The 12,195-nt window shown below is 77.3% G+C and carries 6 protein-coding genes; 1 reads left to right on the forward strand and 5 read right to left on the reverse strand.

The annotated features are described in order from the left end of the window. The first annotated feature begins 42 nt into the window (after window positions 1–42). Window positions 43–303 carry a glutaredoxin family protein gene (locus tag IE170_RS16930; RefSeq protein ID WP_114054058.1) on the forward strand — a complete coding sequence of 87 codons (261 nt, stop codon included), beginning with the start codon at window positions 43–45 and terminating at the stop codon, window positions 301–303. Between the two features lie 79 nt (window positions 304–382). On the opposite strand, the gene nudC is transcribed toward IE170_RS16930, so the two are convergent. The 5 genes from nudC to IE170_RS16955 form a co-directional block, all read right to left on the reverse strand. After that, window positions 383–1,333, reverse strand: coding sequence for an NAD(+) diphosphatase (gene nudC / locus IE170_RS16935; RefSeq protein ID WP_223855972.1), 951 nt, complete (start codon window positions 1,331–1,333; stop codon window positions 383–385). Window positions 1,334–1,419: 86 nt separating this feature from the next. Next, entirely contained in the window at window positions 1,420–2,826 is a 1,407-nt protein-coding gene (locus IE170_RS16940) for a dipeptidase (protein ID WP_189810226.1), read from the reverse strand. A 10-nt stretch (window positions 2,827–2,836) separates the two neighbouring features. After that, window positions 2,837–6,868 carry a UvrD-helicase domain-containing protein gene (locus tag IE170_RS16945; RefSeq protein WP_189810227.1) on the reverse strand — a complete coding sequence of 1,344 codons (4,032 nt, stop codon included), beginning with the start codon at window positions 6,866–6,868 and terminating at the stop codon, window positions 2,837–2,839. 198 nt (window positions 6,869–7,066) lie between these two features. After that, complete coding sequence (locus tag IE170_RS16950) at window positions 7,067–10,780, reverse strand: ATP-dependent helicase (RefSeq protein WP_444545711.1); 3,714 nt, start codon at window positions 10,778–10,780, stop codon at window positions 7,067–7,069. Window positions 10,781–11,761: 981 nt separating this feature from the next. Next, entirely contained in the window at window positions 11,762–12,118 is a 357-nt protein-coding gene (locus IE170_RS16955) for an MGMT family protein (RefSeq protein WP_308428413.1), read from the reverse strand. Window positions 12,119–12,195: the final 77 nt, after the last annotated feature.

Here is a 12,195-nt window from a genome sequence, read left to right on the forward strand (position 1 = left end):
ACTCGGACCACCCCAGGCCCCCACCCCACGAAGGAGCGCAGCATGCAGGACACGGGTTCCGTGACGATGTACAGCACGACCTGGTGCGGCTACTGCCGCCGGCTGAAGAGCCAGCTGGACCGGGAAGGCATCGCCTACAACGAGATCAACATCGAGCTGGACCCGGAGTCCGCGGCGTTCGTCGAGAAGGCGAACGGCGGGAACCAGACCGTCCCGACCGTGCTCGTCGTCTCGCCCGCCGGCACCGAGTCGGTCATGACGAACCCGAGCCTGGCCCAGGTGCAGCAGGCGCTCGCCGTCTGACCGGCCCCGTCCGCGGACGGAGCTGCGGAAGGCCCCCGCCGCCGGCGGGGGCCTTCGCGCGTCCGCAGGCGGACGGCGGCTACGCGCTGTGCGCCAAGGGCCGCGGCAGCGGCTTGCCGTACCAGCGCTCGACCAGCCGGGCCGCGATGGAGATCCCCGACGGGGGCAGCACCTCACCCGACTCGATGGCCTGCCGCAGGTCCTCCCGGGAGAACCAGCGGGCCTCCTCGATCTCCTCGCCGTCGACGGCTATCTCGGAGGAGGCGGCGCGGGCGGTGAAGCCCAGCATCAGGCTGTACGGGAACGGCCAGGGCTGGCTGGCGACGTACTCGACCTCCCCGACCCGGACGCCCGCCTCCTCCCAGACCTCCCGGACCACCGACTGCTCGATCGACTCGCCTGGCTCCACGAACCCGGCCAGCGTCGAGAAGCGCCCCTCCGGCCAGTGGACCTGCCGGCCCAGCAGCGCCCGGTCCTGCTCGTCGGTGACCAGCATGATCACCGCGGGGTCGGTGCGGGGGTAGTGCTCGGCGCCGCAGCCGGGGCAGCGGCGGATGTGCCCGGCGGCCGCGACGACGGTGCGCTCGCCGCAGCGGGAGCAGAAGCGGTGCATCCGCTGCCAGTTCTCCAGGGCGACGGCGTGGACCATCAGGCTCGCGTCACGCGGCGACAGCAGCATCCCGGCCTCGCGCAGGCCGGCCGGGCGGGCCGACTGGTCCATGCGGCCGGGCAGGGAGTCCTTCTGGAGCGCGAAGTACCGTACGCCGTCGTCGTCGGTGCCCAGGAAGTAGCGGTGCGTCTCGGTGAGCGGTGCCTCGAAGGCCGGGGTCATGACGATGCCGGTGCCCCCGTCGGGGGTGTCGTCGATCAGGACCTGGCCGCCGGAGACCACGAAGACCCGCGTCGTCGGGTGGCTCCAGGCGGCGGCGAGCCAGGCCTCGTCGAGGCGGTGGTGCGCGGCGCGGTCGATGCCGCCGGGCTCGGCGAGCGTGATCGGGTGCTCGGTGTGGGTGCTCACAGGTGCTTCCAATTCCCCCGGGGCGTGGTCGGGCAGGCTGGGTGACGCGTGACTCGTGCGGCTCTTGGTGCGCGGCGCGGGCGGGCGGGCGCGCCGGTCTAGGCGGTGGGCCTCCAGTGGGCGGCGAGGTCGGTCCACAGGTGGGCGGCGGCCTCGACGCCCTTGAGGAGCAGGTCGAGCTCGACCTTCTCGTTCGGGGCGTGCCAGCCGTCCGACGGCACGGAGATGCCGAGGAACAGCACGGGCGCGTCCAGGACGTCCTGGAGGTCGGCGGCGGGACCGGAGCCGCCCTCGCGGGTGAAGCGGACCTTCTCGCCGAAGGCGCGCTCCATGGCGCGGACGACGGAGCGCAGCGCCGGGTGGTCCAGCGGGGTCAGGCAGGGCCGGGTCGGGGCGCCGAAGACGAGGGAGTGGCGGATGCCGTCGGGGACGCGGGCCGCGACCCAGTCCCGCACGGCGGCCTCGATCTCGTACGGGTCCTGCCCGGACACCAGGCGGAACGACAGCTTCAGGTGGGCGGAGGCGGGGACGATGGTCTTGCCGCCGGGGCCCTGGTAGCCGCCGCCGATGCCGTTGACCTCGGCGGTGGGGCGGGCCCAGACGCGCTCCAGCGTCGAGTAGCCCTTCTCGCCGGCCGCGGCGTGCGACTTGGCGGTGCGCAGCCACTCGTCCTCGTCGAACGGCAGCTCGGCGATCAGGCGCCGCTCCTCGTCCGTCAGCTCGGCGACGTTGTCGTAGAAGCCGGGGATGGCGACCTTCTCGTCGGCGTCGTGCAGCGCGGCGACGAGGCGGGCGGCGACGGTGGCCGGGTTGGGCACGGCCCCGCCGAAGGCCCCGGAGTGGATGTCCTGGTCGGGGCCGTGCAGGTCGATCTCGCAGTCGGCGACGCCGCGCATGCCGGTGCAGACGGTCGGGGTCGTCTCGGACCACATGCCGGTGTCGGAGACGATGACGACGTCCGCGGCGAGCCGGGCGGCCTCGCGCTCGACGAGGGCGCGGAAGTGCGCCGAGCCGGACTCCTCCTCGCCCTCGACCAGCAGCTTCAGGTGGACGGCGGGGGCGTCGGCGCCGGTCGCGGCGAGGTGCGCGCGGACGCCGAGGGTGTGGAAGAACACCTGGCCCTTGTCGTCGGCGGCGCCCCGGGCGTACATGCGGCCGTCCTTGACGACGGGCTCGAACGGCTCGGTGTGCCAGCCGTCGGCGAGCTCCGCGGGCTGCACGTCGTGGTGGCCGTAGACCAGCACGGTGGGCGCGCCGGGGTCGTCGCTGGGCCATTCGGCGAACACGGCGGGCGCGCCGGGGGTCTCCCACACCTCGGCGACGGGGAAGCCGGTCTTGGCGAGGTGGGCGGCTAGCCACTCGGCGCTGCGTCGTACGTCGTCCGCGTGCTCCGGCTGGGCGGAGACCGACGGGATGCGCAGCCACTCGGCGAGGTCGTCGAGGAAGGCGTCGCGGTGCGTGTCGATGTACGTGCGGACGACGTTGTCCGCCGGGGTTTCGCTCATGCCCACGAGCCTATCCGGCCGTCCGGCGGCCGCCGCCCGGGCCCGTTTTGCCTTGGAGGATCCGCTCAAGGCGGGCCCGGCCGGGCAGGTTGCGCGGCCGGACCACGCGGCCGCTGCGGACGTGCAGGAACGCGGCGGACACCCGGCGCAGCGGCGTACCGGTGGTTTCGGCCCAGGCCAGGCGGTATACGGCGAGCTGGAGGGGGTCCGCGTCGGTGCCGCGGCCGGTCTTCCAGTCGACGATCTCGTACGCGTACGGGGACCCGGCGGGGGCGCGGTAGACGGCGTCGATCCGGCCGCGGACGACCCGCCCGGCGAGGGTGACCTGGACGGGGACCTCCAGGCGGTGCGGGACGCGCTCGGCATACGGGCTGTGCTCGAAGGCCTCCTTGAGGGCGGCGAGGTCGGCCTCGTCGGCGACCTCCTGGTCCGAGCCGGGGAGGTCGGCCGCGGGGTCGAGGACGTCGAGGAACGGCAGCGGGAGCTCGGTGAAGCGGGACTCCACCCAGGCGTGGAAGCGGGTGCCCTGGCGGGCGGCGGGCTGCGGCGGCCGGGGCATGGGGCGGGCCAGGTCGCGGGCGAAGCCCTGCTCGTCGGCGGCGAGGCGGAGCAGCTGGCTCGCGGAGAGCGAGGCCGGCAGCTCGACGTCGCGGACGGCGGCCCGCGACCGGCGCAGCTCGCCCTCCAGGGCGTCGAGGTCCCGGTCCCAGGAGGCAACGGCCCGCGCCTCCTCGGGACTGAGCCCGGCCTCCGCGTGCACGGGCCCCCCGCCGGAGCCGCCGCGCCGGGCCGCGGGCACGCCGGGCCCCCGGCGCCCGGAAGCCTGCGAACCCCTGCCGGGGCCGGCCCACGGGCCGCCGGCCGGCTCGCCGGCCTCTGCCGCTCCGGGCGCGGCGCCCGTTGCCGGAACGGCCGTTCCGGCCCACTCCTCGGGCCACGGGCCGTCCACCGACCCGTCGGCCGCAACGGCCCCCGCCCCGGACGGGAGGGCAGGCTGCGCCTCGGGCACGGCCAGGCCGTGGCCGGCCTCCGGCCGTGCGTCGGCGGCCGGGGCGGCGGCCCAGCCCTCGGGCCACAGGTCGTCCGCCGGAGCGGCAGGGTGCACGACGGGCGCGGACCCGGTCGGCACGGCCTGCGCCGCGGGCACGGCCAGGCCGTGGCCGGCCTCCGGCCGTGCGTCGGCGGTCGGGGCGGCGGCCCAGTCCTCGGGCCACAGGTCGTCCGCCGGAGCGGCAGGGTGCACGACGGGCGCGGACCCGGTCGGGACGGCCTGCGCCTCGGGCACGGCCAGGCCGTGGCCGGCCTCCGGCCGTGCGTCGGCGGCCGGGACGGCGGCCCAGTCCTCGGGCCACAGGTCGTCCGCCGGAGCGGCGCCCGGGGGTGCGGGCAGGCCGGGTTCCGGCCGTGCGTCGGCGGCCGGGGCGTCGGGCCGGTCCTCGGACCAGAGGTCGGTCGGCTCGCCCGCCGGTTCGGTGGGCCACAGGTCCGGTTCCGGTTCCGGGGCGTGGGTGCGGGTGGCGGTCGACAGGTGGGATTCCACCAGGGCCGCGGCCCTGCGCCGCATCTCGAGGGACTTCCGGTCCAGCGGCAGCGGCCAGGCGTGTTCCGCCTCCTTCGCCGCCGTCAGCGACGGGTTCTCCTCCTCCGGTTCCGGTTCGGCGGCCCACGCCTCGATCTCGCCGTGGCCCGCGGCGCAGTGCGCGTACAGGGCCTCCAGGAACGGCGACGGCCCCCGCGGCTTCTTCTGCGACGGCCCCCACCAGTGCCCCGACGCGAGCAGCAGGGAGCGCGGGCGGGTGAAGGTGACGTAGCCGAGGCGGAGCTCCTCGACCGCCTTGTGCTCCTTCAGCGCCGCCTTGAACGTCTTCAGGCCCGCCGAGGTCCACTCGGGGTCCCCCGGCAGGGTGGCCGCGTCGCCGCGCAGCGCGTAGGGCAGGACCTTCGCGTACGAGGTCCACGCCTCCGGCGGCTTCTGCTTGGGGAAGGAGCCCGCGCACAGGTCGGGTACGACGACGACGTCCCACTCCAGCCCCTTGGACTTGTGGGCGGTGAGCACCTTGACCGTGTTCTCCCCGCCGGGCAGGGCGTGGTCGAGGCCCTTCTCGTACTGGACGGCGGTCCGCAGGAACCCGAGGAACGCCAGCAGGGAGGCCTCGCCGTCGAGGGAGGCGAAGCCGGCCGCGACGTCGAGGAACGACGACAGGGTTTCGCGGCGGCGCGCGGCCAGGGCGTGCGGGGACGCGGACAGCTCGACGTCGAGGCCGGTCGCGGCGAGCACCCGGTGCAGGACGTCCATCAGCGGGTCGGCGAGGGAGCGCCGCAGGTCGCGCAGTTCCTGCGCCAGGTGGGCGAAGCGGACGCGGGCGTCCGCGGAGAACGGCAGCCCGTCGTCCCCGGCGGATCCGCCGGAGCCGCCCTGGCCGTCGAGGAACGTGTCGAGGGCGTCGGCCAGCGACACGACCTCGGCCGGGTCCACCCCCTCCACGGCGGCGGCGAGCCGCCCCTCCGGGTCCTCCTCGCCGCGCGCCCCGCCGACGAGCAGCCGGGCGCGCCGGCCCAGCAGCGCCAGGTCGCGGGCGCCGATGCGCCAGCGCGGGCCGATCAGCAGCCGGACGAGGGAGGCGTTGGCGCCCGGGTCCTGGAGCACCTCGCAGACGGCGATCAGGTCGGCGACCTCGGGCAGGTGCAGCAGCCCGGACAGGCCGACGACCTCGACGGGCACCTCGCGGGCCGCGAGCGCGGCCTGGATCTGCGCGAAGTCCGCGGCGGACCGGCACAGCACGGCGATGTCCCGCGGCTCGGTGCCGGTGCGGACCAGGTGGGCGACGGAGTCGCCGAGCCAGTCGAGCTCCTCGGCGTGCGTGGTGTGCAGCGCGCACCGCACGGACCCGGCCTGCTCCTCCCCCGGCGCGGGCCGCAGCGCCTCGACGCCCTCGTGCATGGCGCGCAGCGGGGCGGCGAGCCCGTTGGCGAGGTCGAGGAGGCGGCCGCCGCTGCGCCGGTTCTCGCTGAGGGAGAAGCGGGTGGCGGGGGTGCCGTCGGCGTGCGGGAAGTGCTCGGGGAAGTCGTCGAGGTTGGCGACGGAGGCGCCGCGCCAGCCGTAGATGGCCTGGCAGGGGTCGCCGACGGCGGTCACCGCGTGTCCGGTGCCGCCGCCGAACAGCCCGGACAGCAGCAGCCGCTGCGCGACGGAGGTGTCCTGGTACTCGTCGAGGAGGACGACGCGGAACTCGTCGCGCAGCAGCGCCCCGACCTCGGGCCGGGTGGTGGCGAGCTCCGCGCACAGGGCTATCTGGTCGCTGAAGTCGAGGAGGTCGCGGGAGCGTTTGGCGGCCCGGTAGCGCTCGGTCAGCTCCAGCAGTTCGAGGCGCCCGCGGACGGCTTCGGGGACTTTGCGGAGGTCCTCGTTGGTCAGGCGGGTCCCGGCCAGTTCGTCGAGGAGCGCGGTGTCGTACGCGCGCAGCCGGTCGGGGGTGACGAGGTGCTCGGAGAGTTCGCCGTCGAGGGCGAGCAGGTCGCTGACCAGGTCGGGCAGCGATTTGGTGAGCGCCGGGTACGGGCCGGGCGCCTCGCGCAGGACGCGGGCGGCGAGCTGGAAGCGGGTGGCGTCTGCGAGGAGGCGGGCGCTGGGCTCCAGGCCGATGCGCAGGCCGTGGTCCTTCAGGAGCTGACCGGCGAAGGCGTGGTAGGTGGAGATGCGGGGCTCGCCGCCGGCGGCGTCGGAGCCCGCGGCGTCCGGTGCCGGGTCGGGGTCGGTGACGCCGGCGCGGGCGAGGGCGGTCCGGACGCGTTCGGCGAGCTCGCCGGCGGCCTTGTTGGTGAAGGTGAGGCCGAGGACCTCGCCCGGTGCGACCGTGCCCGTGCCGACGAGCCAGACCACGCGGGCGGCCATGACGGTCGTCTTGCCGGAGCCGGCGCCGGCCACGATGACCTGCGGGGCGGGCGGCGCGGTGATGCAGTCCAGCTGTTCCGGGGTGAACGGGATGCCGAGGAGCTCCTTGAGCTGCTCGGGGTCGGTGAGGGGGGACGGGCGCGCGGACACCCGGAAAGGCTAGCCGTCCGGGCCGACACCGCCCGCGACGCGGCTCACACCGCCCGGGGCGGGCGGACGGGTGCGGGCCGCCGCGCACCGGACCGGTCGGGCCCGGCGGGCCGTGCCGTACTGCGGGTGACGGCGGGTGCGCCCGGTGGACGGCGGCCGCCGCACGCACCCCGCGGCGGGTCGGGTCTGTGCGGCAGGTCACTCCACTGTCTGGCGGCCCTCGGGGCGCGCGCTGCACGAGCTGCGGAACGAGCAGTGGTCGCAGTGCCGGCCGGGGGCGGGGGTGAAGCGCTCGTCCAGGACCCGCCCGGCGGCCGTGGCCAGCAGGTCCCCGACCCACTCGCCGGACGGCCCGGGCGGCAGCGCGTCCTGCGCCTGCACCTTCGGCGCGGTGTCGCCGCCGTCGCGTTTGGCGGCGCCCTGCCGCAGGTGGACGAGCTCCGCGCCGCCGGGCTCGGGGCGCAGCCCGTCGAAGACCTCGTCGACGGCGCCCTCGCGGACGGCGAGCTGGTAGACGGCGAGCTGCGGGTGGCGGGCCACCTCGTCCTTCGTCGGCGCCGCCTTGCCGGTCTTGAAGTCGACGACGTACGCCCGCCCCTGCGGGTCCGCCTCGACGCGGTCCATGGAGCCCCGGATCCGGACGGCGTACTCGCCCGCTTCGAGCGTGACGTCGAAGTCGTGCTCCGTGGCGACGGACGCCCGGCCTCCGCGATCGGTGGTGTGCCAGCGCAGGAAGCGCTCCAGCGCGGCGCGGGCGCTGTCCTTCTCCTGGCGGGACTTCCAGGGGGCGTCGAAGGCGAGGGCGTCCCAGACGGAGTCGAGGCGCTCCATGAGGACGGCCAGGTCGGCGGGGGTGCGGCCGGAGGCGACCTCGTCGGCGAGGACGTGGACGACGTTGCCGAAGCCCTGGGCGGCGGTGGCGGGGGTGTCGGCCTTGACCTCGCGGCCGAGGAACCACTGCAGGGAGCACGTGTTGGCGAGCTGGTCCAGGGCGCTGCCGGAGAGGGCGACGGGCCGGCTGCGGTCGCGCAGCGGCACCCGGCTGCGGGTGGGCTCGTACAGGCCCCACCAGCGCTGCGGGTGCGCGGCGGGCACCAGCGGCCGGCCGTCCTCGTCGGTGAGCGCGGCGAGGCGGGCGAGGCGGCGTGCGGCGGCGTCGCGCAGCGCGGGCGAGGCGGCGGGGTCGACGGTGGTGGCGCGCAGCTCGGCGACGAGCGCCGGGACGGCGAGGGGGCGGCGGGGCCGGCCCGGGACGTCCTTCGGGGGCACGCCGAGCTCGGTGAGGAAGCGGGAGGGCTGGTCGCCGTCCTCGGCGGCGGCCTTGACGGCGGTGACGACGAGCCGGTCGCGGGCGCGGGTCGCGGCCACGTAGAAGAGGCGGCGCTCCTCGGCGAGGAGCGAGCCGGCGCCGAGGGGCTCGGCGAGGCCGTCGCGGCCGATCCGGTCGGCTTCGAGGAGGGAGCCGCGGCGGCGGAGGTCGGGCCAGAGGCCCTCCTGGACTCCGGCGACGACGACGAGGCGCCATTCGAGGCCCTTGGAGCGGTGCGCGGTCATCAGCCGGACCGCCTCGCGGCGCGTGGCGCGGCGGGTGAGGGTGTCGGCGGCGATGTCCTCGGCTTCGAGCTGTTCGAGGAAGTTCAGGGCGCCGCGGCCGCCGGTGCGCTCCTCGGCGCGGGCGGCGGTGTCGAAGAGGGCGCAGACCGCGTCGAGGTCGCGGTCGGCGTTGCGGCCGGCCGGGCCGCCGCGGCGGGCGCTGCGCTCCAGCCGCTGCGGCCAGGGCGTGCCGTCCCAGAGGGTCCACAGGGCCTCTTCGGCGGTGCCGCCGCCCTGGAGGAGCTCGCGCGTCTTGCGCAGCAGCAGGCCGAGGCGCTGGGCGCCCCGCGCGTACGCCGGGTCGTGCGCGGTGAGGCGCTCCGGCTCGGCGAGGGCGCGGGCCAGCAGCACGTCGGACGGCGCGGGGACGGCGGTGCCGGCCGCACGCTCCTCGTCGCGCAGGGCCCGCCCGAGCCGCCGCAGGTCGGCGGCGTCCATCCCGCCGAGCGGCGAGGCGAGCAGGGCCAGCGCCGCCTCGACCCCGATCCACCCCTCACCGGTGCCCCCGCCGGGGGCCGGCCCGTCCGCGTCCCCGCCGCCGACGCCCTCGGCGGCGTCCGGCGCGCCAGCGCCGTCCGCCGAAGCGAAGGCGCCGGCCTTTCCAGGGGTGTTCGCCGAAGCGGCGGCGCCGGGACCGCCCGCACCCGCGCCGGCAGCGGCACCGGCGGCCTGCGCGGCCCCCTCGCCCGGGGCGGACGCCCCACCCGTCGCACCGGTCACAGCGGCGGAGCTGTCTCCGACGGCAGCGGAGGACGCGGCGTCCCGACCACCGACGGGACCGGCCGGGCCGAAGCCGCCGCCCGCGAGGGCGGACCCGCCGCCGTGGACAGCGCCTGCAACGGCGTCCGCGGCGCCGTGCACCGACGCCTCGCCTGCAGGGCCGCCCGGGGCGGTCGGGCCGAGCCCGTGTGTGGCGGAGCCACCCGCCCCGGGCTGCCCGGCCGCGGCGGACCCGCCGGTGTCGGCCGTGCCGTCAGCGGCACCCGCCGGGTCCTGCGCCGAAGTATCGGCGGGGCCGCCCGCGGCCCCGGTCGGCGGCGGGGTGGCCAGGGCCACCGTGCGGAGGGCCGTCAGGAGGGGGGCCACCGCCGGTTCGTGGCGGAGGGGGATGTCCGTGCCGTCCGTTTCGGCGGGGACGCCCGCCGCGATCAGGGCGCGCCGCATCGCCGGCAGCGTGCGCCCGCCGGCGCGGACCAGGACGGCCATGTCCTGCCAGGGCACGCCCTCCTCCAGGTGGGCGCGGCGCAGGATGTCCGCGATGTTGTCGAGCTCGGCGCCGGCCGTCGGGTACGTGTACACCTCGACGCGGCCGCCCTCCCGCGTCGGCGTGAGCCCCCGGTGCGCGCGGACCGCGTCCGCGGGCAGCCGAGGCACCGGCATGCGGGTGGTCAGCAGCCGGGTCGCGGCGAGGACGGCGGAGGCGGAGCGGCGGCCGACCGTCAGGGCCCGTACGGCCGCCCCGGGGAACGCGCCCTCGAAGTCGAGGATGTTGTTGATGTCGGCGCCGCGGAAGGCGTAGATCGACTGGTCGGGGTCGCCGAAGGCGACCAGCGTGCCGCCCGGCCCGGCCAGCGCCCGCAGCAGCCGGAGCTGCGAGGCGTCGGTGTCCTGGAACTCGTCCACGTAGATCACGTCGTACGCGGCGGCCAGGCCGGGCGTCCGCTCGGCGAGCAGCACCGCGCGGTGCAGCAGCTCGGCGTAGTCGAGGGTGCCCTGCATGTCCAGGACGTCGAGGTACTCGGCGAGGAAGGCGGCGGCCGCCTTCCAGTCGGGCCGGCCGATCCGTGAGGCGAACGCGTCGAGGGCGGCCGGGCCGAGGCCGAGCTCGCGGGCGCGGGCGAGGACGGCGCGGACCTCGTCGGCGAAGCCGCGGGTGGTGAGGGCGGCCCGCAGGTCGTCGGGCCAGCGGATGGAGCGGGTCTCGCGCTGCCCCTCCAGCAGGGTGCGGACCATGACGTCCTGCTCGGGCCCGGACAGCAGGCGCAGCGGGTCGGCGAACAGGTCGGTGTCCTGGTGGGCGCGGACCAGCCCGTAGCAGAAGGAGTGGAAGGTGGTGGCCTGCGGGGCGCGGGCGCCGCCGAGCCGGAGGGCTGCGCGGTCGCGCAGCTCGACTGCGGCCTTGCGGCTGAAGGTCAGGATCAGGATCCGGGCGGGGTCGGTCCCGTCGTCGACGCGGGCGGCGGCGGCCTCCACGAGGGTGGTGGTCTTCCCGGTGCCGGGGCCGGCGAGGACGAGCAGCGGTCCGCGGGTGTGGTCAACCACCGCCTGCTGCGCTGCGTCCAGCACAGGGGGCTCCGCCCGCCCCGGCCCGCTGCGCACGAGACGGTACGCGTCGGGGGTCCGCGTACGCAGCCGCTCGGGGCGGTCGGTGGAAGAGGTGATCACGTGAGGTGCCGGTCCTGGTGTTCGTGCTGCTGCGGGGCGTACGGGTCGTGCGGCGTCCGCGGTCGCCGCGCGGGCGCCCGCCGGGGGGCCGGCCGCGACCGCCGAAGAGGCAACGCTACGGCAAGCGGCGCACCCCGTGCAGTTCCCCGAGGTCCGGCCCCGGATGCGGCCTCCGGGGTGCCCGCGGACCGCAGGACGGGGTCCCGCCCTGGCGCGGAACGGGCGGATGCGAACGGCTCCGGGCGGGCGGCCGCCGGTACCCCGTGCGGGCCCCGGCCCCGGCCGGAGCGCCCGCTGGGGCCCCGTGCCCGCGTTGAGCCGGCAGGTGCGGCGAGCGTCGGGCCGATGGCCGCCCGCCCCCCGCACGGGCCCCGGGTCCGGCCGCATCACGCGCCGGGGCCCCGCCCCGGCGTGGTACCGGCAGGTGTGCAGGCGTCCGGGCCGGTGGCCGCCGATCCCCCCTACGGGCGCCGGCACCGACCGGACCACACCCTGAAGTCCCGCCCCGGCGTCGTGCCGGCAGGTACGGAAGCGTCCGGGCCTGCGGCCGCCGGTACCCCCTGCGGGCCCCGGCCCCGGCCGGAGCGCCCGCTGGGGCCCCGCCGCGGCCTGGTGCCGGCAGGTGCGGAACCGTTCGGGCGGGCGGCTGCCGCTGCCCTGTGCGGGCGCCGGGTCCGGCCGGACCACGCACCGAAACCCCGCCCCGGCGCAGTGCCGGCAGGTGCGGAACCGTTCGGGCGGGCGGGCGCCGGTGCCACGTGGGGGCGCCGGCCCCGGCCGGGGCGCGCGGCGGGGGTCCTGCGGGGCGTGGTGCGTGCGGGTGCGCGGGAGTGCGGACGGGCGGGCGGCGGTCGCCCGTACGGGTCCCGGGGTCGGCTTTCGACCGGCGCGCGGGGGGCTTCGTGGCGGAAGCTGTCAGGTGTGACCCTCGTCGCCCGCCGTTGCGTGCCCGCCGCCGTCCCAGCGTGCCCGCGGCATGTCGAGCCGGGCCTCGCCGCCCGCGGTGAGGCGCAGCGGGGTGGACTCGGCCCGGTAGTGCTGCAGGGCGCGGGGTTCGCTGCCGGGCAGGGGCCTGCCGTCGGCGCGCACCACGCGCCACCAGGGGACGGCGCCGCCGTACAGGGCCATGACGCGGCCGACTTGGCGCGGGCCGCCCTCCCCGAGCCATTCGGCGACGTCCCCGTACGTCATCACCCGGCCGGGCGGAATCCGCTCGGCCGCGTCCAGTACGCGCTCCGCGTACGCGGGCAGCTCCTCGCTCATTCCGCCCATGGTGCCGGACATGGCGGGCCGCTGTGCGGAGCGTTTCCTTCCGCACCGGCGCGCACCCTGCCGCCCCCCGGGACCGC

Origin of the sequence: Streptomyces toxytricini (assembly GCF_014649915.1) — a bacterium.
GTDB classification, from domain to species: Bacteria; Actinomycetota; Actinomycetes; order Streptomycetales; family Streptomycetaceae; genus Streptomyces; species Streptomyces toxytricini.